23 protein-coding genes and 1 tRNA gene are annotated in these 25,722 nt (G+C 67.6%); 17 read left to right on the top strand and 7 right to left on the bottom strand.

All coding sequences use genetic code 11. The features are described 5' to 3' along the window. The first annotated feature begins 253 nt into the window (after nucleotides 1–253). The 5 genes from phnA (at nucleotide 254) to JYG37_RS02030 (ending at nucleotide 5,386) form a co-directional block, all read left to right on the top strand. Nucleotides 254–1,492: a phosphonoacetate hydrolase gene (gene phnA / locus JYG37_RS02050; protein WP_213345839.1), complete on the top strand. Its 1,239-nt coding sequence runs from the start codon at nucleotides 254–256 to the stop codon at nucleotides 1,490–1,492. 26 nt (nucleotides 1,493–1,518) lie between these two features. Further along, entirely contained in the window at nucleotides 1,519–2,973 is a 1,455-nt protein-coding gene (gene phnY / locus JYG37_RS02045) for a phosphonoacetaldehyde dehydrogenase (RefSeq protein ID WP_050011107.1), read from the top strand. A gap of 180 nt (nucleotides 2,974–3,153) precedes the next feature. Continuing rightward, nucleotides 3,154–3,936 (top strand): amino acid ABC transporter substrate-binding protein, encoded by a 783-nt coding sequence (locus JYG37_RS02040; protein ID WP_050011108.1) that lies wholly within the window; start codon nucleotides 3,154–3,156, stop codon nucleotides 3,934–3,936. 14 nt (nucleotides 3,937–3,950) lie between these two features. Continuing rightward, a complete protein-coding gene (locus JYG37_RS02035) occupies nucleotides 3,951–4,631 on the top strand; it encodes an amino acid ABC transporter permease (RefSeq protein WP_069618246.1) in 681 nt (226 codons plus the stop codon). After that, nucleotides 4,628–5,386 carry an amino acid ABC transporter ATP-binding protein gene (locus JYG37_RS02030; RefSeq protein ID WP_089488917.1) on the top strand — a complete coding sequence of 253 codons (759 nt, stop codon included), beginning with the start codon at nucleotides 4,628–4,630 and terminating at the stop codon, nucleotides 5,384–5,386. The genes JYG37_RS02035 and JYG37_RS02030 overlap by 4 nt, the downstream gene beginning before the upstream one ends. A 30-nt stretch (nucleotides 5,387–5,416) precedes the next feature. Here the strand turns inward: JYG37_RS02030 and JYG37_RS02025 are convergent, their stop codons facing one another. Beyond that, nucleotides 5,417–6,232 carry an alpha/beta fold hydrolase gene (locus tag JYG37_RS02025; protein WP_176016695.1) on the bottom strand — a complete coding sequence of 272 codons (816 nt, stop codon included), beginning with the start codon at nucleotides 6,230–6,232 and terminating at the stop codon, nucleotides 5,417–5,419. Nucleotides 6,233–6,313: 81 nt separating this feature from the next. On the opposite strand from JYG37_RS02025, the gene JYG37_RS02020 reads away from it, so the two are divergent. After that, the gene (locus tag JYG37_RS02020; protein ID WP_124631133.1) at nucleotides 6,314–6,928 is read left to right on the top strand and encodes a CGNR zinc finger domain-containing protein; all 615 of its coding nucleotides are present in this window, start codon (nucleotides 6,314–6,316) and stop codon (nucleotides 6,926–6,928) included. Nucleotides 6,929–6,964: 36 nt separating this feature from the next. Here the strand turns inward: JYG37_RS02020 and JYG37_RS02015 are convergent, their stop codons facing one another. Together JYG37_RS02015 and JYG37_RS02010 are read right to left on the bottom strand one after the other, a co-directional pair. After that, the gene (locus JYG37_RS02015; RefSeq protein WP_176016697.1) at nucleotides 6,965–8,014 is read right to left on the bottom strand and encodes a DUF3592 domain-containing protein; all 1,050 of its coding nucleotides are present in this window, start codon (nucleotides 8,012–8,014) and stop codon (nucleotides 6,965–6,967) included. A gap of 191 nt (nucleotides 8,015–8,205) precedes the next feature. Then, nucleotides 8,206–8,281: transfer RNA gene (locus JYG37_RS02010), tRNA-Lys, on the bottom strand. Nucleotides 8,282–8,472: 191 nt separating this feature from the next. Here JYG37_RS02010 and JYG37_RS02005 point away from each other — a divergent pair. Together JYG37_RS02005 and JYG37_RS02000 are read left to right on the top strand one after the other, a co-directional pair. Further along, a complete protein-coding gene (locus tag JYG37_RS02005; protein ID WP_050011114.1) occupies nucleotides 8,473–8,877 on the top strand; it encodes a PaaI family thioesterase in 405 nt (134 codons plus the stop codon). Between the two features lie 8 nt (nucleotides 8,878–8,885). Continuing rightward, the gene (locus JYG37_RS02000; RefSeq protein ID WP_124631135.1) at nucleotides 8,886–9,752 is read left to right on the top strand and encodes a patatin-like phospholipase family protein; all 867 of its coding nucleotides are present in this window, start codon (nucleotides 8,886–8,888) and stop codon (nucleotides 9,750–9,752) included. A gap of 61 nt (nucleotides 9,753–9,813) precedes the next feature. Here JYG37_RS02000 and JYG37_RS01995 read toward each other — a convergent pair whose 3' ends face one another. Beyond that, nucleotides 9,814–10,827: a D-2-hydroxyacid dehydrogenase family protein gene (locus JYG37_RS01995; protein ID WP_050011116.1), complete on the bottom strand. Its 1,014-nt coding sequence runs from the start codon at nucleotides 10,825–10,827 to the stop codon at nucleotides 9,814–9,816. A gap of 426 nt (nucleotides 10,828–11,253) precedes the next feature. On the opposite strand from JYG37_RS01995, the gene JYG37_RS01990 reads away from it, so the two are divergent. Continuing rightward, nucleotides 11,254–12,300, top strand: coding sequence for a transcriptional regulator GvmR (locus JYG37_RS01990; RefSeq protein WP_124631136.1), 1,047 nt, complete (start codon nucleotides 11,254–11,256; stop codon nucleotides 12,298–12,300). Nucleotides 12,301–12,424: 124 nt separating this feature from the next. Here the strand turns inward: JYG37_RS01990 and JYG37_RS01985 are convergent, their stop codons facing one another. The 3 genes from JYG37_RS01985 to dprA all read right to left on the bottom strand — a co-directional run bounded on the left by JYG37_RS01985 (nucleotide 12,425) and on the right by dprA (nucleotide 16,963). Further along, the gene (locus JYG37_RS01985) at nucleotides 12,425–15,037 is read right to left on the bottom strand and encodes a DNA topoisomerase III (RefSeq protein WP_213345838.1); all 2,613 of its coding nucleotides are present in this window, start codon (nucleotides 15,035–15,037) and stop codon (nucleotides 12,425–12,427) included. A 192-nt stretch (nucleotides 15,038–15,229) separates the two neighbouring features. Next, entirely contained in the window at nucleotides 15,230–15,610 is a 381-nt protein-coding gene (locus JYG37_RS01980; RefSeq protein ID WP_050011119.1) for a thioredoxin family protein, read from the bottom strand. Between the two features lie 36 nt (nucleotides 15,611–15,646). After that, nucleotides 15,647–16,963, bottom strand: coding sequence for a DNA-processing protein DprA (dprA, locus tag JYG37_RS01975; protein WP_050011120.1), 1,317 nt, complete (start codon nucleotides 16,961–16,963; stop codon nucleotides 15,647–15,649). Nucleotides 16,964–17,148: 185 nt separating this feature from the next. On the opposite strand from dprA, the gene def reads away from it, so the two are divergent. The 8 genes from def to esaR all read left to right on the top strand — a co-directional run bounded on the left by def (nucleotide 17,149) and on the right by esaR (nucleotide 25,717). Next, the gene (gene def / locus JYG37_RS01970) at nucleotides 17,149–17,652 is read left to right on the top strand and encodes a peptide deformylase (protein ID WP_006485794.1); all 504 of its coding nucleotides are present in this window, start codon (nucleotides 17,149–17,151) and stop codon (nucleotides 17,650–17,652) included. Between the two features lie 34 nt (nucleotides 17,653–17,686). Continuing rightward, a complete protein-coding gene (gene fmt, locus JYG37_RS01965; protein WP_050011121.1) occupies nucleotides 17,687–18,679 on the top strand; it encodes a methionyl-tRNA formyltransferase in 993 nt (330 codons plus the stop codon). A gap of 120 nt (nucleotides 18,680–18,799) precedes the next feature. Then, on the top strand, nucleotides 18,800–19,441 hold the full coding sequence (locus JYG37_RS01960; RefSeq protein ID WP_050011122.1) for a LysE family translocator: 642 nt from the start codon (nucleotides 18,800–18,802) through the stop codon (nucleotides 19,439–19,441). Between the two features lie 100 nt (nucleotides 19,442–19,541). Continuing rightward, nucleotides 19,542–20,399, top strand: a complete 858-nt coding sequence (gene htpX / locus JYG37_RS01955; protein WP_011546484.1) for a zinc metalloprotease HtpX — start codon at nucleotides 19,542–19,544, stop codon at nucleotides 20,397–20,399. Nucleotides 20,400–20,632: 233 nt separating this feature from the next. Continuing rightward, nucleotides 20,633–22,024 carry a 16S rRNA (cytosine(967)-C(5))-methyltransferase RsmB gene (gene rsmB / locus JYG37_RS01950; protein WP_213345837.1) on the top strand — a complete coding sequence of 464 codons (1,392 nt, stop codon included), beginning with the start codon at nucleotides 20,633–20,635 and terminating at the stop codon, nucleotides 22,022–22,024. After that, on the top strand, nucleotides 22,021–22,611 hold the full coding sequence (locus tag JYG37_RS01945; protein ID WP_006477467.1) for a DUF4390 domain-containing protein: 591 nt from the start codon (nucleotides 22,021–22,023) through the stop codon (nucleotides 22,609–22,611). The genes rsmB and JYG37_RS01945 overlap by 4 nt, the downstream gene beginning before the upstream one ends. Continuing rightward, complete coding sequence (gene esaS, locus JYG37_RS01940; protein ID WP_089491792.1) at nucleotides 22,601–25,015, top strand: sensor histidine kinase EsaS; 2,415 nt, start codon at nucleotides 22,601–22,603, stop codon at nucleotides 25,013–25,015. The genes JYG37_RS01945 and esaS overlap by 11 nt, the downstream gene beginning before the upstream one ends. Continuing rightward, nucleotides 25,016–25,717 carry a response regulator transcription factor EsaR gene (esaR, locus tag JYG37_RS01935; protein ID WP_006495385.1) on the top strand — a complete coding sequence of 234 codons (702 nt, stop codon included), beginning with the start codon at nucleotides 25,016–25,018 and terminating at the stop codon, nucleotides 25,715–25,717. It abuts the gene before it with no gap. The last annotated feature ends 5 nt before the right edge of the window (nucleotides 25,718–25,722 follow it).

Genomic DNA, 25,722 nt, shown 5'->3' with positions numbered 1-25,722 from the left:
ATGAGGTTGCCGTGCCGCAGCCCGAATGTAGCCGCGCTTTTTTGACCGCCTGATAAAAACCACGCCGCAGCCCGAGGCGGCCGGGTGGTCGCCACCCATCATGGTCATCGCGCCTCGAACTTTGCCTTCTGTTCTCTGCATGTTGTTGACAATCTACAAATACTCCCTTTTAATGTCAAGCCTGAAAACACTTCCCATCGGCGCGGCGCGGGCGCCGACGGCTTACCCCTTCGATCGGAAAGGACTGAACGTCATGACTGAAACGCCTGTATCCGTGGAAGTGAATGGGCGCCGCTACAACTGGATGAGCCGGCCCGTGGTGGTCGTCTGCGTCGATGGCTGCGCATACGAATATCTGGAGGAAGCGACCGAGGCCGGCGTCGCGCCGTTCCTGCGCACGCTGCTGAAGCCGGGCACGGCGCTCAAGGGCGAGTGCGTGGTGCCGAGCTTCACGAACCCGAACAACCTGTCGATCGTCACCGGCGTGCCGCCGGCGATCCACGGGATCAGCGGCAACTACTTCTACGATCGCGACACCGGCACCGAGGTGCTGATGAACGATCCGAAATACCTCGTCGCGCCCACCGTGCTCGCGGCCTTCGCCGAACAGGGCGCGCGCGTCGCGGTCGTCACCGCGAAGGACAAGCTGCGCCGCCTGCTCGGCAAGGGGCTGAAGGGCGTCTGCTTCTCGTCGGAAAAGGCCGACGAAGCGAGCGTCGCCGAAAACGGCATCGACAACGTGCTGGAGCTGGTCGGCAAGCCGGTGCCCAGCGTGTACAGCGCGGATCTGTCCGAATTCGTGTTCGCGGCCGGCGTGCGCCTGCTCGAGACGCGCCCGATCGACCTGATGTACCTGTCGACCACCGACTACGTGCAGCACAAGTGCGCGCCCGGCACGCCCGGCGCGAACGCGTTCTACGCGATGATGGACACCTACCTGCAACGCCTCGACGCACTTGGCGCGATCGTCGCGATCACCGCCGATCACGGGATGAACGCGAAGCACGACGACACGACCGGCGAGCCGAACGTGATCTATCTGCAGGAGCTGTTCGACGAATGGCTCGGCCCCGATGCGGCGCGCGTGATCCTGCCGATCACCGATCCATACGTCGTGCACCACGGCGCGCTCGGTTCGTTCGCGACCGTCTACGTGCCGGCGACGGCCGACACCGATGCGCTGCGCGCGCGGCTCGCCGCGGTCGACGGCATCGAGGTCGTGCTGGCGGGCGCCGAAGGCTGCGCGCGCTTCGAGCTGCCGCCCGCGCGGATGGGCGACCTGATCGTGATCTCGAAGCAGGACGTCGTGCTCGGCACGCGCCGCATCAAGCACGACCTGTCGGGCCTCGACGTGCCGCTGCGCTCGCACGGCGGGATCTCCGAGCAGATCGTGCCGCTGATTTTCAGCAAGCCGGTTGCGGCCCACGTCACGGGCCGAGCGCGGCTGCGTAACTTCGACGTCATCGACATCGCGCTCAACCATCTGCAGTGACGCAGACGATCCGCCAGGAGACTGTCATGAACGCCATTGCAGCATCGGCCGATGTCCGCACGCCACATCGTGAAGCACTGCGAATCGACGGTGAAAAGATCTATCGCGACGCGGTGATCGACGTACGCAACCCGTACGACGGCGCGCGGGTGGGCACCGTGCCGAAGGCGACGCTCGACGACGTACGCCGCGCATTCGCGGTCGCGCGTGCGTACCGGCCGACGCTCACGCGCCACGAGCGCGCGGCGATCCTGCGCCGCGCGGCCGACATCGTGCGTGCGCGCACCGCGGAGATCGCGGCGCTGATTACGGCCGAGGCCGGCTTGTGCATCAAGGATTCGACGTACGAAGCGGGCCGCGTGGCCGACGTGCTGACGTTCGGCGCCGGCGAAGTGCTGAAGGACGACGGGCAGATCTTCTCGTGCGATCTGACGCCGCACGGCAAGAAGCGCCGTGTGTACACGCAGCGCGACCCGCTGCTCGGCGTGATCTCGGCGATCACGCCGTTCAATCATCCGATGAACCAGGTCGCGCACAAGATCGTGCCGTCGGTCGCGACGAACAACCGGATCGTCGTGAAGCCGTCGGAGAAGGTGCCGCTGTCGTGCTACCTGTTCGCGGACCTCCTGTACGAGGCCGGCCTGCCGCCGCAGATGCTGCAGGTGATCACCGGCGACCCGAAGGAGATCGCCGACGAGCTGATTACGAACCCGGCGATCGACATGATCACGTTCACCGGCGGCGTGTCGATCGGCAAGTCGATCGCCGCGCGGATGGGCTACCGGCGCGCGGTGCTCGAACTCGGCGGCAACGATCCGATCATCGTGATGGAAGATGCCGATCTCGACGAGGCGAGCACGCTCGCGGTGTCGGGCTCGTACAGGAATTCGGGGCAGCGCTGCACGGCGATCAAGCGGATGCTCGTGCACGAGGCGGTCGCCGATCGCTTCACGGAGCTGGTCGTCGAGAAGACGCGCGCGTGGTCGTACGGCGATCCGTCCGATCCGTCGGTCGACATGGGCACGGTGATCGACGAAGCGGCCGCGAAGTTCTGCGAGCAGCAGGTGAACGACGCGCTCGTGCGTGGGGCGCGGCTGCTGGTCGGCAACGTGCGCGACGGCGCGCTGTATGCGCCGACCGTCGTCGATCGCGTGACGCCCGACATGCCGCTGGTGAAGCACGAAACCTTCGGGCCGGTGTCGCCGATCATGCGCTTTCGCGACATCGACGAAGCGATCCGGATGTCGAACAGCACCGACTACGCGCTGTCGTCGTCGGTATGCACGAACCGCTTCGACCACATCACGCGCTTCATCACCGAGCTGGAAGTTGGCAGCGTGAACGTGCGCGAGGTGCCCGGCTATCGGCTCGAACTGACGCCGTTCGGTGGCGTGAAGGATTCGGGGCTTGGGTACAAGGAAGGCGTGCAGGAAGCGATGAAGAGCTTCACGAATACGAAGACGTATTCGCTGCCGTGGTAAGCGGCATGTAAGGCGCGCGCGCCGGCGTGGCGGCCGGTGCGGGCGTTATTCGATCGGCTCATATCGTTAGCGGATTTGCGTTTTTGCCGCACCCAGACGCATCGGTAGAATTCGCGGACCTCTCGAACGGCGCAGGCGCGTCGGCGGGACGATCCTCTCCAATCATTCGGGGTCCGCACCATGAAATTCCTCCGCTCCATCCTGGTCGTCGCGTTGCTGCAGGCCGTCGCGGCCACCAGCGCGCTGGCTGCCGACGACCTGTCGCAGATCAAGTCGACCGGCGTGTTCCGCGTCGGCACCGAAGGCACCTACGCGCCGTTCACGTACCACGACGAGACCGGCAAGCTGACGGGGTTCGACGTCGACATCGCGACCGCGATCGCGCAGCGCCTCGGCGTGAAACCGCAGTTCGTCGAAGGAAAATGGGACGGGCTGATCGCGGGCCTCGACGTGAACCGCTACGACGCGGTCGTCAACGAAGTGTCGATCACCGACGCGCGCAAGGCGAAATACGATTTCTCGACGCCGTACATCACGTCGCACGCGGTGCTGATCGTGCGCGCGGACAACACGACGATCCGCTCGTTCGACGACCTGAAGGGCAAGAAGTCCGCGAACACGCTGACCAGCAATTTCGGCAAGCTCGCGGCCGCGCACGGCGCCGACGTGGTGCCGGTGCAGGGCTTCAACGAATCGATCGACCTGCTGACGTCGGGCCGCGTCGATGCGACGATCAACGATTCGCTGTCGTACCTCGATTTCCGCAAGCACAAGCCCGACGCGAAACTGAAGATCGCGGCGACCGACAAGACCGGCGCGGGCGACGCATCCGGCGTGCTGCTGCGCAAGGGCAGCCCCGCGCTGGTGGCCGCGATCGACAAGGCGCTCGCGGACATCAAGGCGGACGGCACCTACGCGAAAATCTCGCAGAAGTACTTCGGCCGCGACGTGTCGCAGCCGTGACGCGAGGCTGAACGATGCCGGCCTGGCTGCACCTGATGGTGGAATCGTTGCGCCCCCTGCTCGTCGCGGGGCTCGTGTTTACGGTTCCGCTCACGCTCGCGTCGTTCGCGATCGGCCTGTTGCTCGCGTTCGGCGCGGCGCTCGTGCGGCTGTTCGGGCCGCGTTGGGCGCAGGCGGTCGTGCGGTTCTATATCTGGCTGTTCCGCGGCTCGCCGCTGCTCGTGCAGTTGTTCGTGATCTTCTACGGATTGCCGAACGTCGGCATCGTGCTCGATCCGCTGACGGCCGCCGTGATCGGCTTCTCGCTGAACGTCGGCGCGTACAACGCGGAGGTGATCCGCGGCGTGATCGAGTCGATCCCGAAAGGGCAGTGGGAAGCCGCGTACTCGATGGCGATGACGCGCGCGCAGGCGCTGCGCCGCGCGATCCTGCCGCAGGCCGCGCGCGTCGCGCTGCCCGCGCTGTCGAATTCATTCATCTCGCTCGTGAAGGACACGTCGCTCGCGGCCGTGCTGACAGTCCCCGAGATCTTCCAGGCCGCGCAACGCATCGCGGCCGTGACCTACGAGCCGCTGATCCTCTATACCGAAGCCGCGTTGATCTATCTGCTGTTCAGCTCGGTGCTGTCGTCGCTGCAACGCCGGCTGGAGCTTCGCTTCGGCCGCCACGCGCTGTTCCACGCGGAGTTGCGATGATCCGCCTTGAACGCATCGACAAGTCGTTCGGCGCGCATCGCGTGCTGAGCGGCATCGACCTCGCGTTGCAGCCGGGCAGCGTGACCGCATTGATCGGCCCGTCCGGCAGCGGCAAGAGCACGCTGCTGCGCTGCGTAAATCTGCTCGAAGTGCCGGAGGCCGGCGCGCTGGTCGTCGGCGATGCGCGCATCGACTTCGTGCCGGCGCACCGGCCGTCGCGCGACGCGGTGTTCGCGGTGCGCAAGCAGACCGGCATGGTGTTCCAGAACTTCCAGTTGTTTCCGCACCTGAGCGTCGTGCAGAACGTGATGGAGGGGCTCGTGACCGTGCAGCGCTGGCCACGCGAACAGGCGCGCCAGCGGGCGCTCACGCTGCTCGACAAGGTCGGCATCGCGGACAAGGCCGACGCATGGCCGGCCACGCTGTCGGGCGGACAACAGCAGCGCGTGGCGATCGCGCGGGCGCTCGCGCCGTCTCCGCAGGTGCTGTTGTGCGACGAGCCGACGTCGGCGCTCGATCCGGAGCTGTCGGTCGAAGTGGTCGAGGTGCTGCGCCAGCTCGCGCGCGAAGGCACGACGATGCTGATGGCCACGCACGACCTGCGTCTGGCCGCGTCGATCGCGCACGATGCGGTGTTCCTCGCCGACGGCCGCATCGTCGAAGCCGGGCCATCGCGCGACGTGTTCGGCCGGCCACGCGATCCGCGCACCGCGAAATTCGTCGCGACGCTCGCGCAACGCGCGCCGGTGTTCTGACGCGACACGCGGTACGCGATGCCGTGATGCTCAGCCCGGCGCGGACCCGTCGAGCACGGCGGCGACGATCGCCTCCGGCGCATCCTCCTGCACCAGATGGCCCGCGTGTGGGACCCGGATCAGCTTGCCGTTCGCGATGCGATCGGCCAGCGCCTGCCCTTGCTCGAGCGGGATCCACATGTCGTCCTCGCCCCACACGATCCGCACCGGAAAGTCCGGCGGCGCGTAGCGGGCCTCCGCTTCCTCGATGTAGCGCTGGCGCATCTGCGCGATCTGGCGATAGAACGCGGCCTGGCCGGCCGGCGTGAACCATGGCTCGCGGTAGATCGACAGCACGTCGTCGCGCAACGGCCGCGCGACCGCCTGGCCGATATAGGCCGACAGGAGCGCGTGATGCGCGTACGCGGGCAAGCCGGTGAACGCGGCTCCGTGCTGCGCGACGTGGCGCACGAACGGCGACCCTTGCGGCGCGATCGCGACCGGATTCACGAGCGTGAGGTCCGCATAGGCGATGCCGTCGAGAAAGTGCGCGCGCAGCACGGTAGCGCCGCCGTAGTCGTGCGCGAGCACGCGCGGCCGCGACAGTTTCCACTCATTCAGCAGCGCGCCGAACAGCGCGTTCTGGCGGCCCAGCGATACGTCCGCGTCCGGCATGTCGGACCGGCCGTAACCGAGCAGGTCGTAGAAATACACGCGATGGCGCCGCGCGAGCCACGGCGCGATCCGGCGCCATACCTGCGACGAAAACGGCGTGCCGTGCACGAGGACGAGCGGCGGGCCTTCGCCGAGCGTGCCCCATGCAATCCGGTGGCCTTCGAAATTGAAGCGGTTCGGGAGTTCGAGCATCGGCTTCTCCGTGATAACCTGTTTCGGTTGTTAAAAGGTTACGCCGGATTCTCCGGATATGAAACCGATAGGTGAAAATAAATGGTTACTCGATCCGACCCGGCGCGACATGAGCACGAATGGCGCGCGGCCGATTTCGTCGGCGGCCATCCGGCGCTCGACTTCCTGAACACGGTGGCCGACACGGGCAAGACGCGCGACGAGGAGAAGCTCGTCGACTGGCCGGCCGTGCGCGCGTGGGCAGCGAAGGCGGGGGTGCTGGCGCCGGACGATCTGGCGCGGCTGCTGCGTCATCCTCGGCAGGACGGCCCCGACGAGCTGGCGGCGCTGCACCGCTTTCGCGACGACGCGTACGTCGCGATCGCGCATCTGACGACCGAAGGCGGCGGCAGCGCGGGCGCGCGTGCGGCGGACCGGCTCGCGGTGACGATCCGCGAGGCGATCGGGCGCAGTGCGTTCGACGCGGTCGGCGGCCGTTTCGCGTGGCGGCTCGACGCGCGTACCGCGTCGCGCTGGATCGATGCGGTCGCGCTCGGTTTCGAGCATCTGATGCGCAGCGACGATTTCGCGCGCGTGCGGCAGTGCGGCCGGTGTACGTGGTTCTTCGTCGATCGCGGCCGCGGCGTCGGCCGGCGCTGGTGCGACATGCGCACGTGCGGGAATCGCGCGAAGGTGGAGGCGTTCAGGGAGCGGTGACGCGCGCGTCGCGACGGTTGCCGCGCCGCGCGTGCGTCATTGAGCGGTTTCGTGCGGCCGATGGTGGTCGGGCCATAACGTCGCGGCGATGAACAGCCCCGCTGCAAGGAACGGCGCACCGATCGCGAACAGGATGGCAGTGAGGCCCCAGCGATCCCAGAAGCGATCGACGAGCGCGCGCTCGGGGGTGACGGGGTCGTACAGTACGTTGACCGCGTCGCCTTCGTGCAGGCCCAGGTGCGACGACGCCGAGCCCTGGGCGAACGTGATCAGCCGACCGCTGTCGGTGGTGAACGCGACGACGGCCGCGTACGGCGCCGTGCGCGACCGCAACGACCGCCCGTTTTTCGCGATCTCGACCACATGGCCGGTCGAACGCGCATAGTGGTGGACGATCTGCCACTGATGCAGGCCGGCCGCGCCGGCGCCGGCGAGGAAGCCTGTGCCGATCGCGATCGGAATCAGCACGATCGCGATATCCCAGCGGCGCTGCGTCGGCTTGCGTGCGGCGCGGGGCGGCGCCGGGTCCGATTGGCGGCGGCGACGCTCGCCGGCAATCAGCAGGCCGCCGATCGCGAACGCCGCGACGGCGAGCAGCGCCGGCACGGCCACCGGAAACCAGCGTTGCGTGAAATCGTCGATCAGCGCGAGGCGCTCGGGGTGGTCGGGGTCGAGCAGGACGTCGACGTTTTCGCCGATGTCGTAGGCGGGGACCGTCGACGCGGTATTGCCGGCGACTTCGCGGCGCTGGCCGTCGTTCGCGAGGTACGCGACGATCGGGCGGTACGCGCGCATCGCATCGCTGTCCTGGACGATGCGCACGACCGTGCCCGGCGCGCGGACCAGGTGCCCGGGTTCCCGGCTGGCGGTGATGGCCAGTGCGCCGGCCAGCACGGACAGGACGACCCCGATCATCAGCGCGACCAGCGCGTTCTTACCCGGCATGACGCGATCCGGTTCGTGCGTCGCGCGGATTCGGGTGTGCCCGGGTGAGCGGCCCATCGCGACGGACAGGCCGATATTGGCGCAACCATGCCCTCTGAATGGTCGCGCGTCGTTCACATGCTTCCATGTCTGACGTCCCATGCTCTCTCAGTGCCGGCGGGCCAACGACGATGCCTGGCGCCGGTCGTGTGATATTTGTCGGACGATTCTAGCGGAAACGATGCGCGACGGGCGTGCGGTCGCGTACCGCCGCGAAGGGCGCACGCCGCGAGTGCGGCGCGCCAAAACGGAAAAAGGCCGGTCAGCTTTCGCTGACCGGCCTTTGGAATTCCTGGTGGGGCGTGAGTGACTCGAACACTCGACCTACGGATTAAGAGTCCGCTGCTCTACCAACTGAGCTAACGCCCCCCAACAGAAGAAAGATTATGCCGGGGTTTTCAGGGCATGGCAAGCCCTTTCTGCAGATTTCCTGAAAATATTTCGTCAAGACAACGGCGGCTGTCGGCGCGGTAACGAGCGGTCGCAGTTTGCGCGCTCCCGGTATGATGACGCCACACGCGTTGCGCGGCGGTCGCGCAACGTTTTCTGGACATTCGAAGATGGACGAAAACGCAGTCCGCGAATTGCTGGATCGCCTGCTGGCCCCGTGGGTCCGCTCGCTGGGTCTGGTCCCCGTGTCGATCGGCGACGATAGCGTCACGCTGCGCCTGCCGTTTTCCGGCGAGTTCCGTCATTCGGGCGGCGTGATCTGCGGCCAGGTGTTCACGGCGGCCGCCGACACCGCGATGGTGGTCGCGATCTCGGCCGCGCTGGGCGAATTCCGGCCGATGACGACGGTGTCACTGAACACGAATTTCATGCGTCCGGTGCGCAAGGGCGACGTGCTCGTCACCGCGCGCGTGCTGCGGATGGGCCGCAACCTCGTGTTCGGCGAAGTCGAACTGTTCGACGAGGACGGCACGATGGCCGTTCACGCGACGTCGACCTACGCGCTCATCAGCTGAGCGGCGCGATGTTCGACCAGATCGTCTTCGCGGGCGGCGGCAATCGTTGCTGGTGGCAAGCCGGCTTCTGGGACGTCGCGCAGCCGGCCCTCGGCCTGCGCCCGCGCGTGATCACCGGCATCTCGGCCGGCGCGGCGACCGCATGCATGCTGTATACGCGCGACGCCGCGTGGGTGATGCGCTATTACGAAGAGGCGCTGCGCCACAACCGGAAGAATGCGTACTGGGGCAACCTGTTCGGGCGCGAGCCCGTGTTTCCGCATTACCGGATCTACCGTCAGGCGCTGCTCGACATCTACGGCGAGCCGTTCGCGAAGCTCGCCGCTGCGCCGGAGATCCGCATCGGCGTGTCGCACGTGCCGCGCTGGCTCGGCGCGCGCAGCGCGGTGGCCGCCGGCCTCGTCGCATACAACATCGAAAAGTACGTGCGCAAGACGCTGCACCCGACGCTCGGGCGCACGCTCGGCTTTCGGCCCGAATTCGTGCGCGCGCAGGCCTGCATGCACGTCGACGAACTCGCCGACCTGATCCTGCAGTCGTCCTGCACGCCGCCGTTCACGCCGGTACTGCGGCGCGGCGGCCGGCCGGTGCTCGACGGCGGGATGGTCGACAACGTGCCGGTCGATGCGCTCGACCCGTCGCCGGGCGACGTGCTGGTGCTCGTCACGCGGCTGTATCCACGTCCGCAGATGTTCACGGTCGCGCATGGCGACCAGCGGCGGCTGTATGTGCAGCCGTCGAGCAAGGTGCCGATTTCGAGCTGGGACTACACGAGCCCGTCGCAGATGCGGCATGCGTACGATCTCGGGCGGCGCGACGGCGAGCACTTTCTCACGCGCGTCGGCGCGATGACGGGCGGCCGCGTGGCCGCCTGACGAACGATCGGGAAGGGAGTAAAGGGCAAAAGGGGCCGCGCGACGCGCGCAGCCCGTGCGATCAGCGCTTGCGGATCGGCGTCAGCGCTTCCGGGTTGGCGACGCTCGACATGTCGCCGTCGTCGAACGCGAGAATGTTGCGGAATGCGGCACTGAAATACAGCTCGTAGCTTTCGCGTTCGACGTAGCCGATGTGCGGCGTGCAGATCACGTTTTCCATCCGCAGCAGGCTGTAGCCCTGCAGGATCGGCTCGCTTTCGAACACGTCGATCGCGACCATCCCCGGACGGTTGTGCGACAGCGCGTTGACGAGCGCGTTTTCCTCGAGCAGCTCGGCGCGGCTCGTGTTGACGAGCAGCGACGTCGGCTTCATCCGCATCAGGTCTTCCTGCTTCACGATCCCGCGCGTGTCGTCGTGCAGGCGCAGGTGCAGCGACAGCACGTCGCTCTGTTCGAACAGCGCCTCGCGGCTGTCGGCGGCCGTGTAGCCGTCGGCGCGCGCGGCTTCGAGCGAATGCTCGCGGCCCCAGATCAGCACGTTCATCCCGAACGCCTTGCCGTAGCCGGCGACGAGCCGGCCGATTTTGCCGTAGCCCCAGATGCCGAGCGTCTGGCCGCGCAGCACCTGACCGAGGCCGAAGTTCGGCGGCATCGCCGACGTCTTCAAGCCCGACTGCTGCCAGGCGCCCTGCTTCAGGTTCGCGACGTATTGCGGGATGCGGCGCTGGGCGGCCATCACGAGCGCCCAGGTCAGCTCGGCCGGCGCGACCGGCGAACCGGTGCCTTCGAGCACCGCGACGCCGCGATCGGTACACGCGTCGAGATCGATGTGGCTCGACACGCGGCCGGTCTGGCTGATCATGCGCAGGTTCGGCAGCTTGGCCAGTAGCTGGGACGTAATCGGGGTCCGTTCACGAATCAGCACGAGCGCCTCGACTTCGGCCAGACGGCTGGCGAGCTGTCCGAGGCCGCGCACCGTATTGTTGAAGACCTTTACGTCGTGGCCGGCGAGCATCTCGAAGCAGTTCAGCTTGCGGACGGCGTCCTGGTAGTCGTCGAGGATGGCAATTTTCATGGTGAACGGGGTGTCGCGCGTTGAAAGCGGCAAGGGCGGCGGCGCAGCTTGCGCGGCCGTCTCGCCCGGCCGGGGCCGACATGATGCAACGTCGGCCGCCTTGGTGGTGTCTTTTTAACAGGTTGTTACGCTCCGCCGCAATCGGCCCTGCCGCCCCCGGCGCCGCTCCCGGCCCGTGCAAACGGGTGCGCTGTTGTGTCGCATCAAACACGTCCTTTCTGATTCGGCCGTTTACTCGCCGAGGTTCACCCAATTGTTGCTTCAAGCAGAATAATTGGATCAAGTATCCGCAGAAGGCGAGGATTTTTGACTATTTTTATCGTCAACCGGCGCCTTGTTGAGCAACTCTGCATCATTTCCGCTGTCGTAGGAGAATTACGCATTTGCTTCATCTTTTTGAAGTTGTAACAGCGGCAGGAGTCGTTTATGGATCATTTGCAGTCGATGCGCGTGTTCGTCAAGGTTGCAGATCTCGGCAGTTTCGCGCGGGCCGCGAGCGCAATGGATATCTCCAACGCGGTCGCGACGCGCCACGTCGCCGATCTGGAAGGCCGGCTCGGCACGCGTTTGCTTAACCGCACCACGCGCAGCCTCTCCCTGACGGAGTCGGGTCAGGTTTATCTGGAGCGTGCCCGCCAGATCCTCGACGAGCTCGAGGACGTCGAGCAGATGGTCGTCGCACGCAATCACGAGCCGGTCGGCACGCTGCGCATCGTCGCGCCGGTCGTGTTCGGCCTGCACAACCTCGCGCCCGTGCTGCAGTCGTACACGGAGAATTTCCCGAAAGTGGTGCCGGATCTCACGCTGGTCGACCGACAGGTCGATCTGGTCGAGGAAGGCTTCGACGTCGGCATCGTCGTCACGCGCCAGATGCGTAGCGCGAGCATCGTCACCCGGCGTCTGACCACCGGCTGCATGACCGTGTGCGCGACGCCCAGCTATCTGGAGAAGCACGGCGTGCCGATTCATCCGGAGCAGCTCGCCGAGCACCCGGCCCTGAGCCTGCCGACCGAATACTGGGGCGACGAGCGCGTGTTCACGGGGCCGGACGGCGAAGTGCGCGTGCGCCCGACCAACGTGATCGTCGCGAACAACACCGCGATGCTGCGCCAGTTCGCGTTGCTCGGGATGGGCGTCGCGATCCTGCCGAGCTACCTGATCGGCAGCGACATCGCGCGCGGCGCGCTCGTGCGGCTGCTGCCGGATTTCCGCCTGCCGCAGGTCGAGATCAACATCGCGTACCCGAGCCGGCGCCATCTGCCGGCGAAGGTGCGGACGTTCATCGATCACCTCGTCGAGCATTTCAGCCACTCGACCGACGCGACGATGGGCGAACAATGGGCCGCGCAGAGCGCGCCGCCGATCGGTGTCGAGATGCGTGCCGAGCCGCTCCCCGAATCGACCGGTCCGAACCTGCAGCCGCGTGTGGCGCGCTCGCCGCGCACGCGCGTGGCGATGCCGTCGCCGCTGTAACGGGGCGGCGCCCGGTAGCGTTACGGCCGGCGCAAATAAAAAACGCGGATCGATCGATCCGCGTTTTTTCATGGCTGCGTGCCGGCGCCGGGCACGCTCGAAGCGGCGCCCGGCGGCCGGGCCGTCACGAACCCGTCTTGCGCGCCGTCGTCTTGCGCGCCGTCGTCTTGCGGGCGGCGGTCTTGCGTGCCGGCGCCGGTTTCTCTTCGGCGCCTTCGGTCACGGTTTCGGCATCCTTCGTCGCCGATTTGGCCGTCTTCTTCGCGGCGGCCGCCTTCGGTTCCTTCTTCTCGAACTCGAAGCCGATCTTGCCGTCCGGCTGCTTCACGAGGAACGCCTTGAAGTTGCGGCCGGTACGCGACGACTTGAAGCCCGGCAGCAGATCCGTACGGCCGTCGGCCAGCAGCTTGCCCATCTGCTCGCGCGTGATTTCCTGCTGCAGGATCACCTTGCCGGAGCGGAAGTCGCAGGTCTTCGGGTTCGCGACCGAGTGCTCGCACACGTAGCTCATCCCGTGCTCGAACACGCGGCCCTTGCACTTCGGGCACGCGCCGACCGGTTCCTGCGCGGAGAAGTCGGGCGCTTCGCCTTCCTCGCCGCCCTGGTCCTGGCCGAAATCGAACTCGAGCTTGTAGTTCTTCGTCTCGTCGTCGAAGGACAGCTTGAGGATCGCCGAGAACGGGCGGCCCATCTTGCTGCGGAATCCGGACAGCGGCCCGATTTCCTTCTTCTGCAGCAGTTCTTCGACTTCCGGGATCTCGAATTGCCGGCTGCCCGGGATCTTCGAAATTGAGAAGTCGCACTTCGTGCACGCGAAGCGGCGGTAGTTTTCCTTCACCTGGCCGCCGCAGTTCGGGCACGGCGTCTGAAGGGTCGCGTAGTCGCCGGGAATCGTGTCGGAATCGTATTCCTTCGCACGCTTGACGATCTGCTGCGTCATGCGGGCGATTTCCTGCATGAACGCGTCGCGGCCGAGATTGCCGCGCTCCATCTGCGACAGCTTGTATTCCCATTCGCCGGTGAGCTCGGGCGCGGTGAGTTCCTTCACGCCGAGGCCGCGCAGCAGCGTCATTAGCTGGAACGCCTTCGCGGTCGGGATCAGTTCGCGGCCTTCGCGCAGCAGGTACTTCTCGCCGAGCAGGCCTTCGATGATCGCCGCGCGCGTCGCCGGCGTGCCGAGGCCCTTGGCGGCCATCGCCTCGCGCAGCTCGTCGTCCTCGACCAGCTTGCCCGCGCCTTCCATCGCGGACAGCAGCGTCGCTTCCGAGTAGCGTGCGGGCGGCTTCGTCACGAGTGCGACGGCGGCGATTTCGTCCGTTTTCACCTTCTCGTCCTTCTGCACCGGCACGAGGTTCGCGTCCGCGCCTTCGGCGTCGCGGCCGTACACCTGCAGCCAGCCCGGCTCGACGAGCACCTTGCCCTCGGTCTTGAAGTGATGGCCGGCGACTTCGGTGATCCGCGTCGTCACGCGGAATTCGGCCGCCGGGAAGAACACCGCGAGGAAGCGCTTCACGACCAGGTCGTACAGCTTCTGCTCCGGTTCGGACAGCGACTTCGGCGCCTGCAGCGTCGGGATGATGGCAAAGTGGTCGCTGATCTTCGAGTTGTCGAAGATCCGCTTGTTCGGCTTCACCCAGCCCTTGTCGAGCACCTGCTTCGCATGCGGCAGGTAGTTGTTGCTTTCCTTGAGCATCTCGAGCGTGGACTGGACCGTCGACAGGTAGTCTTCCGGCAGCGCGCGCGCGTCGGTACGCGGGTAGGTCAGCACCTTGTGCTTTTCATACAGCGCCTGCGCGAGGCCGAGCGTGTTCTTCGCGGAGAAGCCGAAGCGCCCGTTCGCCTCGCGCTGCAGGCTCGTCAGGTCGAACAGCAGCGGCGACAGTTGCGTCGACGGCTTCGATTCCTCGGACACCGTGCCGACCTGGTCGCGGCAGGCGGCGACGATCGTTTCGGCGGCCGGCAGGCTCCACAGGCGGGAGTCGCGCTTTTCCGGATCGAATTCGTCGCGCTTGAATTTGGGGTCGTACCACTTGCCTTCGTAGAAGCCGCCCGCGCACGCGAATTCGGCCTTCACTTCCCAGTAGTCGCGCGGGACGAAGCGGCGGATTTTCTCTTCGCGTTCGACGACGATCGACAACGTTGGCGTCTGAACGCGGCCGACGGTGGTCAGGAAGAAGCCGCCGCCCTTGCTGTTGAACGCGGTCATCGCGCGGGTGCCGTTGATCCCGACGAGCCAGTCGGCTTCCGAGCGGCAGCGTGCGGCGTCGGCGAGCGGCTGCATGTCCGAGTCGCTGCGCAGGTTCGCGAAACCGTCGCGGATCGCCTGCGGCGTCATCGATTGCAGCCAGAGCCGCTGGACCGGCTGCTTCGCCTTCGCGTGCTGCGCGATCAGGCGGAAAATCAGCTCGCCTTCGCGCCCCGCGTCACATGCATTGATCAGGCGGTCGACGTCCTTGCGCTTCATCAGCTTCGTGAGGACCTTCAGGCGCGACTCGCTTTTTGCGATCGGGTTCAGGTCGAAATGCGGGGGGATGACGGGTAGATGCGCGAAGCTCCATTTCCCGCGCTTGACCTCGTACTCCTCCGGGGCGGCGATTTCCAGCAGGTGGCCGACAGCGGACGAAAGAACGAAATCGTCGCTCTCGTAATACTCGTCATGCTTGGTAAAGCCGCCCAAAGCGCGTGCGATGTCGTTCGCGACAGAAGGCTTTTCCGCAATGATCAGTGCTTTGGACATGACAGGTGTGTGTTGGTAGACCGGGTTCGCCGGTGTAGGTCCCTTTTACGACCGCTTTATAGCACACGCCGCAGCGACGGCGGCTCAGCGTGTAAAAAGCGGCTCATCATAGAGGGGGGCCGCAACGGCGGCAAGCGCCGGGCGCGGCGGCGCGCGCAAACCCGCGCCAAACCGCCGCGCCGGCCCGCGAATTCAGGCTTCGACGTTCAGGACGTCGCGCAATTTCGGTGCGTGCGGCGCACCAGGCACCGCGCTCAGGTCGGACAGCATGCGCTCGACGATCGCCGCGTGCGGCAGCACCGTGCCGAAGAAGCGTGCGGTGTGCGCATCCTCGATCAGGATGGTCGGGAAGTTCTCGACGTCGAGATCGTCGAGCCGGTCGGCATGGGTTTCGATGTCGATCCACGCGAAGCAGGCGTCCGGATGCGCGTCGGCGAGCTGGTCGAAGGCGGTCCGGTAGTCGCGGCACGTGCCGCACCAGTCGGCGCACAGGCACGCGACCAGCAACGTGCCGGGATCGGCGAGGCGCTCGGCGATCCGATCTGCGTCGGTGTCGAGATTCAGCGCGGGCATGGCATTCCTTGGGTAGCGTCGGCGGCCGGGCCGCCCCTATGCCGGGGAATGTAGCACGCCCCGCGCGGACGGGGTGGGCGCCGCATCAAGCCGCGCGAAGCGTCCGCCGGGGACACTGGCGACGCGGCCGGCCAGTTCCAGCGCGAGCAGCGCGCCATGCAGCACGTCGTCGGACAGGCCGCTGTGCTCGGCGAGCCATTCATACGTCACGGGCCCGTATCCCAGCGCGGCGAGCACTGCCTGTTCCGACGGGTTGCCCGGTGGCCGGGCTTCGATGCGAGGGGGCGGCGGCGCGCCCGCGACGGCGCGATCCGTTGGCGCGACGCCGGCAGCTTCGGGTTCGCGAATCGCACCGGCGTTCTCGCCCCGGTTGCCGGCCCGCGTCGCGCCGCCCGTTGCGCGCGCGGCCGGCTCGCCCAGCCCGTATTCCTCGAGCACGTCGAGCGGCGCCGCGGTGAGCTTTGCGCCGTCGCGGATCAGCGCGTGGCAGCCCTGCGCGAGCGGGGCGTGGATCGAACCGGGCATCGCGAACACATCGCGCCCCAGTTCGTTCGCGAGCCGCGCGGTGATCAGCGAGCCCGAGCGCGGGGCCGCCTCGACGACGAGCGCGCCGATCGCCAGCGCGGCGATCAGCCGGTTGCGCTGCGGGAAATGTGCGGCGCGGGCCGGCGTGCCGAGCGGCCATTCCGACACGATCGCGCCGTGCGCGGCGATTTCGTGGGCGAGCGCACGGTGCCGCGCCGGATAGACGAGATCGGCGCCCGTCGCGATCACCGCGACGGTGCCCGACCGGCCGTCGAGCCCGCCACGATGCGCGGCGCCGTCGATCCCGAGCGCGAGGCCCGAGACGATCGTGAGGCCCGCGTCGGACAACGCGTGGGCGAAGTGCGCGGCGTCGGCGAGCCCTTGCGGCGTCGCATGGCGGCTGCCGACGATGGCGAGGCCGTGTGCGTGCAGCAGGTCGAGCCGCCCCTTTACATATAGCAGCGGCGGCGGATCGTGCAGGTCGCGCAGCCGCGGCGGGTAGGCCGGGTCGCTCAGCGTGACGAGCCCGTTGCCCGGCCCGTCGAGCCACGCGAGCACGGCGCGGGTGCGCGTGTCGAGATCGTCGCGCTCGCTTGCGCGCACGGCCTGCGCGGCGGCGGGGCTGCTCACGGCGGCGATGGCTTCGTCGGACGCGCGCAGCAACGCCGCCGGCGAGCCGAATGCCGCGAGCAGCGCCTGTAGCACGGCGGCCGAGAGGCCGGGCGCATGCGCGAGCTGCAGCCAGGCGCGCAGCGCGGCGGGCGTCAGCGCTTGCGGGGACATGAGGCGGCCCTCGAATGCGGCGTCCAGCGGAGCGCGTGGCGCCATGATAAAATTTTCATCATCCGAAATACTCGACAGGGCCGTGCGCGCAGGCGCCCGGCCGATTGCAGGAGGCGCGATCCGCGGCATTGATATGCCACGCATCCGCCTCATCTTCATTGCATCCCGGCGGCGGCGCCAGCCGGCCGGATGGCCGATGCGGCGCGCCGCTCCACCGAATACCGAACACCATGGCTTTGCTCAATATTCTTCATTACCCCGACAAGCGGCTGCACAAGGTCGCGAAGCCCGTCGACAAGGTCGACGACCGGATCCGCAAGCTCGTCGCCGACATGGCCGAGACCATGTACGCGGCGCCCGGCATCGGCCTGGCGGCCACCCAGGTCGACGTGCACGAGCGCGTGATCGTGATCGACGTCTCCGAGGAGAAGAACGAGCTGCGCGCGTTCATCAACCCGGAAATCGTGTGGTCGAGCGACGCGAAGCAGACCTACGAGGAAGGCTGTTTGTCGGTGCCCGGCATCTACGACGAAGTCGAACGTCCCGACCACGTGCGCGTGCGCGCGCTCAACGAGCAGGGCGAGACGTTCGAGCTCGACTGCGAAGGGTTGCTCGCGGTGTGCGTCCAGCACGAGATGGATCACCTGATGGGCCGCGTGTTCGTCGAATACCTGTCGCCGCTCAAGCAGACGCGTATCAAGACGAAGATGAAGAAACTCGAACGCGCGATGTGATGCGCGTGCGCCCAGCCCGACCCCGAACGCTGTCATGACCCATACGTTGCGCGTGATTTTTGCCGGTACGCCGGAATTCGCCGCGGCCGCTCTTGCCGCGATCCACGAGGCCGGTTTCCCGGTGCCGCTCGTGCTCACCCAGCCCGATCGCCCGGCCGGGCGCGGGATGAAACTCCAGGCGAGCGCGGTGAAGCGCTACGCCGTCGAGCACGGGATGACCGTCGCGCAGCCGCCGTCGCTGCGCCGCGCGGGCAAGTACCCGGCGGAGGCGGCCGACGCGATCGAGCTGCTGCGCACGACGCCGCACGACGTGATGGTGGTGGCCGCGTACGGCCTGCTGCTGCCGCAGGAAGTGCTCGACATCCCGCGCGCCGGCTGCATCAACATCCACGCGTCGCTGCTGCCGCGCTGGCGCGGCGCCGCGCCGATCCATCGTGCGATCGAGGCCGGCGACGCCGAGACGGGCGTTACGCTGATGCAGATGGACGTTGGCCTCGACACCGGCGCGATGATCGAGGAGGCGCGCCTCGCGATCGCGCCCGACGATACGACCGCGACGCTGCACGACCGGCTCGCCGCCGACGGCGCGCGGCTGATCGTCGACGCGCTCGTGCGGCTCGAGCGCGACGGCACGCTGCCGGCGACGCCGCAGCCGGCCGACGGCGTGACCTACGCGGAAAAGATCGGCAAGCACGAAGCGGCGCTCGACTGGCGCAAGCCGGCCGACGTGCTCGCGCGTCAGGTGCGTGCGTTCGATCCGTTCCCGGGCGGCGTCGCGACGCTCGACGGCGCGGCCATCAAGCTGTGGGCGGCCGAGCCCGTGGCTGCGCCGGCCACGATTGCCGACGCGGCGCCCGGCACGATCGTCGAAGCCGCGCCGGAAGGCGTGGTGGTCGCATGCGGTAGCGGCACGCTGCGCGTGACCCAGTTGCAGAAACCGGGCGGCAAGCGGCTGCCCGCGCGAGAATTCCTCGCCGGTTCGCCGCTCGCCGCCGGCCAGCGGTTCGCGCTGCCCGACGTGGACTGACACGGCCCGAGCGTCATTCGACCCGGTCCGCCGGCCCGGCGCAACTGGCCGGACGGCCGAGTCGCGCGGGGCGGCAGGCGCGCGTAGAATTTCCCTGCGCTCTCCGGTTTCGAGGTTTTCATGTTCGGCATCACCCATTTCGGCTTCTTCGTGTTCGCGGTTTTCCTGCTGAACATCACGCCCGGTCCCGATACGGCCTACATCGTCGGCCGCAGCGTCGCGCAGGGGCGCGGCGCGGGGCTGATGTCGGCGTTCGGCATTTCGGCCGGCTGCTGCGTCCATGCGCTCGCCTGCGCGTTCGGCCTGACCGCGCTGCTGGCCGCGTCGGCAACCGCGTTCACGGTGATCAAGCTGGTCGGCGCCGCGTACCTGATTTATCTCGGCGTGCGGATGATCATCGCGAAGCAGGCCGCCACGCCGTCGGGCGCCGAAGCCGCGCAGGCCGCGGCCGCCAAGCCGCTGCGCCAGCTGTTCATGCAGGGTTTCTGGACCAACGTGCTAAATCCGAAGGTCGTGCTGTTCTTCGTGTCGTTCTTTCCGCAGTTCGTATCGGCCGACAGCCCGCACAAGGCCTGGGCGTTCCTGACCCTCGGCGCGGTGTTCGTCGCGATGAGCACGGTCTGGACGAGCGTGGTCGCGTGGGTGGCGGGCAGCGTCACGCAGCGCTTTTCCGGCAAGCCGGGCGTCAGGAAGTGGCTCGACCGCACGGTCGGCAGCGCTTTCGTCGGGCTCGGCCTTCGTCTCGCCGCTTCGCAACGCTGAGATTGAATTTTTCCGGCAAGACCTTATCTAACAAATCACTTACAATTTTCCGCCGTGCGCTGTGATGCGCGGCGGGTCCCCTGACGGATAAGGAGTGGGTATGTTCAATTGGGTCAAAACGGCGATGCTGATGGCCGCGATCACGGCCCTGTTCATCGTGATCGGCGGGATGATCGGCGGCTCGCGCGGCATGACGATCGCGCTGCTGTTCGCGCTCGGCATGAATTTCTTCTCGTACTGGTTCTCGGACAAGATGGTGCTGCGCATGTACAACGCGCAGGAAGTCGACGAGAACACGGCGCCGCAGTTCTACCGGATGGTGCGCGAGCTGGCCACGCGCGCGAACCTGCCGATGCCGCGCGTCTACCTGATCAACGAGGATGCGCCGAACGCGTTCGCGACGGGCCGCAACCCGGAGCACGCGGCGGTCGCCGCGACGACGGGCATCCTGCGCGTGCTGTCGGAGCGCGAGATGCGCGGCGTGATGGCGCACGAGCTCGCGCACGTGAAGCACCGCGACATCCTGATCTCGACGATCACCGCGACGATGGCGGGCGCGATCTCGGCGCTCGCGAACTTCGCGATGTTCTTTGGCGGGCGCGACGAGAACGGCCGGCCGGCCAACCCGATCGCCGGTATCGCGGTCGCGTTGCTCGCGCCGATCGCCGGCGCGCTCATCCAGATGGCGATTTCGCGGGCCCGCGAGTTCGAGGCCGACCGCGGCGGCGCGCAGATTTCCGGCGATCCGCAGTCGCTCGCCACCGCGCTCGACAAGATCCATCGCTATGCGGCGGGCATCCCGTTCCAGGCGGCCGAAGCGCATCCGGCCACTGCGCAGATGATGATCATGAATCCGCTGCACGGCGGCGGTCTGCAGAACCTGTTCTCGACGCACCCGGCCACCGAGGAGCGCATCGCGCGCCTGATGGAGATGGCGCGCACCGGCCGCTTCGAGTGACGCTTGGCGACCCGCGCGGCCGTTGCCGCGCGGGGTCGCTTCGCCACCCCGCATGCTTCGCGCTGCGGGGTGTTTCATTTGTGCGCGCCGTAAAGGGGCCAAAGGTGCAGCATGGCCGCACGCTACAATGCGCGGTTTGGGATCGCCGGGCCAACTGGCGGTTGCGATCCCGCCGTTTGCCGCACCCGATTGCTCGCGCCTGTTTGCCGCGCCTGTTTGCCGATTCCGCACCGATGACACGACCCCGTTCTTCCGCTTCGACTTCCTCCGGCCGCCCGGCGCGCCTGGCTGCGCTGCACCTGGCGCCCGATTCGCTCGGCTTCGCGCTCGACGCGGCCGCGCAGGCGGTCGATGCGGTGCGACGCGGCACCGCGTTGCCGGCGGCATTGTCGGCGGTATTCGCGCAGATGCCATCCGGTGCGCAGCCACTCGCGCGCGGCGCGACGCAGGACGTCGCCTATCGGACGATGCGCCGCCTCGGCAGCGCGGACTGGCTGATCGGCAAGTTCGTCAGCAAGGCGCCGCCCGCGCACGTGCACGCGGTGCTCGCCGGTGCGTTCGCGCTGCTGCTCGACCCGGCGGACGAGGCCGCGTACCCGGCGTTCACGGTGGTCGACCAGGCCGTCACCGTCATCGGCGCGGGGCGCGAATTCGCGTTCGCGAAGGGGATGGTCAACGCGGTGCTGCGCCGTTTCCTGCGCGAGCGCGACGCACTCGTCGCCGCGATGCAGGACGACCCGGTCGCGCGCTGGAACTACCGCGCGTGGTGGGTCGATGCGGTGAAGCGTGCATGGCCCGACGCGTGGCAGGCGATTCTCGCGGCCGGCGAGCGTCAGGGGCCGCTGACGCTGCGCGTGAATGCGCGCCGCGTGAGCGTCGACGCGTATCTCGACACGCTGCGCGCGAATGGAATCGAAGCGACCGCAATCGGCCGGCATGCGGTGCGACTCGCGTCGGCGCTGCCGGTCGAACGCATTCCGGGCTTCGCCGACGGCGTGGTGTCGGTGCAGGACGCTGGCGCGCAGCTCGCGGCCGAATGGCTCGGCGCGCGCGACGGCATGCGCGTGCTCGATGCGTGCGCGGCGCCCGGCGGCAAGACGGGCCATATTCTCGAACTCGCCGATGCGGACGTCGTGGCGCTCGAAAGCGACGCGACGCGCGCCGCGCGGATCGGCGAGAATCTCGTGCGCCTGTCGCTCGCCGCGAACGTGTGCGTCGGCGACGCCGGCGCGCCGGACGCGTGGTACGACGGGCGTCCGTTCGATCGCATCCTGGCCGACGTGCCGTGCTCGGCGTCCGGCATCGTGCGGCGGCACCCCGACATCCGCTGGCTGCGCCGCGAGGCCGACATCCCGGCGCTGGTCGCGGAGCAGCGGCGCATCCTGTCCGCGCTGTGGCCGCTCGTGAAACCGGGCGGCGAACTGCTTTACGTGACCTGCTCGATCTTCCCCGAGGAAGGCGAAGGGCAGGCCCGCTGGTTTGAAGCGGCCTGTGAAGATGCGGTACGATTGGACGCCCCCGGCCAACTGCTGCCGGGCGGCGTGCAGGGACGGGCGGCCGCCGGCGCACTCGACCAGAACACCGATCACGACGGATTTTTCTACGCGCGGTTTCAGAAACGGTGACGATCAAACACCTTTTTCCCTTTCGGCTCGCGGCCGTCTTGCTGGTCGCGTTGACGCTGTGTCTGGCCGTCGTCCGGCCGGCGCATGCCGAATCGATCGCCGTGCAGCGCGCGTCGCTCCAGTCCGACGGAAGCGGCTGGAGCCTCGACGCACGGTTCGACTTCGAGCTGAATCCGAACCTCGAGGATGCCGTCAACAAGGGCATCCCGCTTTACTTCACGACCGACTTCGAGCTGAGCCGCGCGCGCTGGTACTGGTTCGACGAGCAGCCGGTGGCGGTCACGCAGACGATCCGCCTGTCGTTCCAGCCGCTCACGCGCGAGTACCGCGTGTCGACGGGCGGCCTGCAGCTCGGCTTTCCGTCGCTGAAGGATGCGCTCGCGGTGGTCCGGCACATCACGTCGTGGCACGTGATCGACCGCAACCAGGTGCGCGCGGGCGAAACCTACACGGCGTCGGTGCGCATGCAGCTCGATACGGCGCTGATGCCGAAGCCGTTCCAGGTCGATGCCGTGAACAACCGCGACTGGACGCTCGGGTCGGACTGGAAGCGCTTCAACTTCACGGTGACCGAACGTGCTAAATAAAGTACGCCGCGCGGCCAGCGGGAAGAGCCTCCTGATTCGCGTGATCGTCTCGACGGTCGCGCTGACCGCGCTGCTGCTGCTCGTGCTGCTCGCGGCCGCGAGCGCGAACACCGAATTCTTCGACCGCTACTACTCGTGGCTGTACGCGACGAACATCGTCGTCGCGCTCGTGTTCCTGCTCGTGGTGCTCGGGCTGATCGGGATGATCGTCGTGCGCCTGAGGAAGGGCAAGTTCGGCACGCGGCTGCTCGCGAAGCTCGCGGTGTTCTTCGCGCTCGTCGGTGTGGTGCCGGGCGGGATCATCTACATCGTGTCGTACCAGTTCGTGTCGCGCAGTATCGAATCGTGGTTCGACGTGAACGTCGAGACGGCGCTGACGGCCGGCCTGAACCTCGGCCGCGGGATGCTCGATGCGTCGCTGTCCGATCTGCAGACGAAGGCGCGGCTGATGTCCGACCAGCTCGCGAGCGTCGATGCGAACACGAACGGCACGACGCTCACGCTGCTGCGGCTGCGCGACCAGTTCGGCGTGCAGGACGCGACGATCGTCGAGCCGAGCCGCGGCGGCTCGGGTGCCGCGCCCGACCTGCACATCGTCGCGCAGGCGTCGGGCAATTTCGCGGCGCTGATTCCGGACGACCTGCCGACGCCGCTGATGCTGAGCCAGGCACGCGAACACGGCGCGTATGCGGCGATCGAGGGCGAAGTCGACGGCGACCCGCGCGCGCACGGTGCGAAGGGCGCGCTGCGGCTGCGCGTCGTGCGGCCGATTCCCGATGCGACGACGTCGCTGCTGCAGCCGGCGGAGCGGTTCCTGCAGCTCACGCAGCCGGTGCCGCCCGGGCTCGCGCACAATGCGGACGCGGTGCAGCGCGCGTACCGCGAGTACCAGGAAAAGTCGCTCGGCCGCACGGGCCTGCGCAAGATGTACATCGGCACGCTGACGCTCGCGCTGTTTCTCGCGACCTTCATCGCGATGATGCTCGCGCTCGCGCTCGGCCAGCAGCTCGCGCGGCCGCTGTTCCTGCTCGCGCAGGGCACGAAGGAGATCACCGAAGGCGACTACACGCCGAAGCGCGAGATCAAGACGCGCGACGAGCTCGGCTTCCTTACGCAGTCGTTCAACGCGATGACGCGCCAGTTGTCGGAGGCGCGGCTCGCGGTCGAGAAGAACCGCATCGCGCTCGAGCATTCGAAGACGTATCTCGAGAGCATTCTCGCGAACCTGACGGCCGGCGTGTTCGTGCTCGACCGGCAGTTCCGGCTGACGACGGCCAATCGCGGCGCCGAGCGGATCTTCCGGCAGCCGTTCAACTCGCTGATCGGTACGACGCTCGACCGGATCGGCGTGGCCGCCGGGTTCGGCGCGATGGTGCGCAAGGCGTTCGCCGATCGCGAGGCGGCGTCCGACGGCGGCAGCGGCGATCGCGGCCACTGGCAGCAGCAGTTCGCGATCGAGGTGCCGGGCGAAACCGATCCGCTGACGCTGCTCGTGCGCGGCACGCGGCTCGTGTCGACGGTCGAGGGGCAGGCCGACGATCCGCAGACGTCCGGCTACGTCGTCGTGTTCGACGACATCTCCGACGTGATTTCCGCGCAGCGTTCGGTTGCGTGGGGCGAGGTCGCGCGGCGGCTCGCGCACGAGATCAAGAATCCGCTGACGCCGATCCAGCTGTCGGCCGAGCGGCTGCAGATGAAGCTGTCGGACAAACTCTCACCGCCCGACGCGGACGTGCTCAAGCGCGGCGCGACGATGATCGTGAACCAGGTGGCCGCGATGAAGCGGATGGTCGACGATTTCCGCGAATACGCGCGCACGCCGCCGGCGGTGCTCGCGAACCTGCAGTTGAACGAACTGGCGAGCGAGGTGCTCGGGCTGTACGGCGTCGGCGAAGGCAAGAACCCGATCGTCGCCGAACTCGCGCCGTCGCTGCCGGTGATTCGCGGCGACGCGACGCAATTGCGCCAGGTGATTCACAACCTGCTGCAGAATGCGCAGGATTCGGTTGCGGAGTCCGCGCATCCGCGTGTGTTGATCGAAACCAAGACAGTAGAATATGGCGACCCCGACGCCGAGGGCAAAACGCGCGTCGCGGTACGTCTGACCGTGTCCGACAACGGGCCCGGTTTTCCGGCACGCATCCTGACCCGCGCGTTCGAGCCTTACGTGACGACGAAGGCGAAGGGCACGGGGCTCGGGCTGGCCACGGTCAAGAAAATCGTTGACGAGCACGGCGCGCGGATCGATCTGCGCAATCGCATGCACGGCGAGACCGTCGAGGGTGCGCAGGTGTCGATCCTGTTCCTGCAGATGGCGAGCGATACGCCAGGCGCCGAACCCGGTGCGCAGGACGGGGCGACTCCCGCCAAGACAAAAGCAAGTGAGCAGACAAAGGCAGCGTAAATGGCAACCATCCTGGTGGTAGATGATGAAATGGGCATCCGGGAATTGCTCTCGGAGATCCTCAGCGATGAAGGACATGTCGTCGAGGCGGCGGAGAACGCGCAGGCCGCGCGGGAATACCGGCTGAATCAGGCGCCCGATCTCGTGCTGCTCGATATCTGGATGCCCGATACCGACGGCGTCACGCTGCTCAAGGAATGGGCGGCGCAGGGGCTGCTGACGATGCCCGTGATCATGATGTCCGGGCACGCGACGATCGATACGGCCGTCGAGGCGACGAAGATCGGCGCGCTCGATTTCCTCGAGAAACCGATCGCGCTGCAGAAGCTGCTGAAGTCGGTCGAGCACGGGCTTGCGCGCGGCGCAGCGCCGGTGTCCGCGAACGCGGCGGCGAAGGCGGGCGGCGGGCAGGCCGCGGGGCCGGCGGCGGTCGCGTCCGCGGCGGCGCTGCCGACGCTCGGCGACGACATGGCGTCGGCGCTCGGCCTCGCGGGCCAGACGGCCGCGATCCCGTTCGACATCCCGTTGCGCGAGGCGCGCGATGCGTTCGAGCGCGCGTACTTCGAATATCACCTCGCGCGCGAGAACGGCAGCATGACGCGCGTCGCGGAGAAGACGGGCCTCGAGCGCACGCACCTGTATCGCAAGCTGAAGCAACTCGGCGTCGAGCTCGGCAAGAAGCCGTCGGAAGGCGCGCTGTAAAAAAT

The sequence above is a fragment of the Burkholderia sp. LAS2 genome, from assembly GCF_018417615.1.
GTDB lineage: Bacteria > Pseudomonadota > Gammaproteobacteria > Burkholderiales > Burkholderiaceae > Burkholderia > Burkholderia sola.
The sequence above is the reverse complement of the archived record's forward strand: the minus strand, read 5'-3'. Positions and strand labels throughout refer to the sequence as shown.

Bases quoted from the DNA above. Each gene is read 5' to 3' on its own strand.
- JYG37_RS01980 (WP_050011119.1), bottom strand. From the start codon at position 15,610: ATGCCCGCGCTGAATCTCGACACCGACGCAGATCGGATCGCCGAGCGC.
- fmt (WP_050011121.1), top strand. From the start codon at position 17,687: ATGACCCATACGTTGCGCGTGATTTTTGCCGGTACGCCGGAATTCGCC.
- JYG37_RS02035 (WP_069618246.1), top strand. From the start codon at position 3,951: ATGCCGGCCTGGCTGCACCTGATGGTGGAATCGTTGCGCCCCCTGCTC.
- JYG37_RS02020 (WP_124631133.1), top strand. From the start codon at position 6,314: ATGGTTACTCGATCCGACCCGGCGCGACATGAGCACGAATGGCGCGCG.
- JYG37_RS01960 (WP_050011122.1), top strand. From the start codon at position 18,800: ATGTTCGGCATCACCCATTTCGGCTTCTTCGTGTTCGCGGTTTTCCTG.
- JYG37_RS02030 (WP_089488917.1), top strand. From the start codon at position 4,628: ATGATCCGCCTTGAACGCATCGACAAGTCGTTCGGCGCGCATCGCGTG.
- esaR (WP_006495385.1), top strand. From the start codon at position 25,016: ATGGCAACCATCCTGGTGGTAGATGATGAAATGGGCATCCGGGAATTG.
- JYG37_RS02000 (WP_124631135.1), top strand. From the start codon at position 8,886: ATGTTCGACCAGATCGTCTTCGCGGGCGGCGGCAATCGTTGCTGGTGG.
- JYG37_RS02005 (WP_050011114.1), top strand. From the start codon at position 8,473: ATGGACGAAAACGCAGTCCGCGAATTGCTGGATCGCCTGCTGGCCCCG.
- def (WP_006485794.1), top strand. From the start codon at position 17,149: ATGGCTTTGCTCAATATTCTTCATTACCCCGACAAGCGGCTGCACAAG.
- JYG37_RS01985 (WP_213345838.1), bottom strand. From the start codon at position 15,037: ATGTCCAAAGCACTGATCATTGCGGAAAAGCCTTCTGTCGCGAACGAC.
- htpX (WP_011546484.1), top strand. From the start codon at position 19,542: ATGTTCAATTGGGTCAAAACGGCGATGCTGATGGCCGCGATCACGGCC.
- JYG37_RS02015 (WP_176016697.1), bottom strand. From the start codon at position 8,014: ATGGGACGTCAGACATGGAAGCATGTGAACGACGCGCGACCATTCAGA.
- phnA (WP_213345839.1), top strand. From the start codon at position 254: ATGACTGAAACGCCTGTATCCGTGGAAGTGAATGGGCGCCGCTACAAC.
- JYG37_RS02025 (WP_176016695.1), bottom strand. From the start codon at position 6,232: ATGCTCGAACTCCCGAACCGCTTCAATTTCGAAGGCCACCGGATTGCA.
- JYG37_RS01995 (WP_050011116.1), bottom strand. From the start codon at position 10,827: ATGAAAATTGCCATCCTCGACGACTACCAGGACGCCGTCCGCAAGCTG.
- JYG37_RS01990 (WP_124631136.1), top strand. From the start codon at position 11,254: ATGGATCATTTGCAGTCGATGCGCGTGTTCGTCAAGGTTGCAGATCTC.
- rsmB (WP_213345837.1), top strand. From the start codon at position 20,633: ATGACACGACCCCGTTCTTCCGCTTCGACTTCCTCCGGCCGCCCGGCG.
- dprA (WP_050011120.1), bottom strand. From the start codon at position 16,963: ATGGCGCCACGCGCTCCGCTGGACGCCGCATTCGAGGGCCGCCTCATG.
- JYG37_RS02040 (WP_050011108.1), top strand. From the start codon at position 3,154: ATGAAATTCCTCCGCTCCATCCTGGTCGTCGCGTTGCTGCAGGCCGTC.
- phnY (WP_050011107.1), top strand. From the start codon at position 1,519: ATGAACGCCATTGCAGCATCGGCCGATGTCCGCACGCCACATCGTGAA.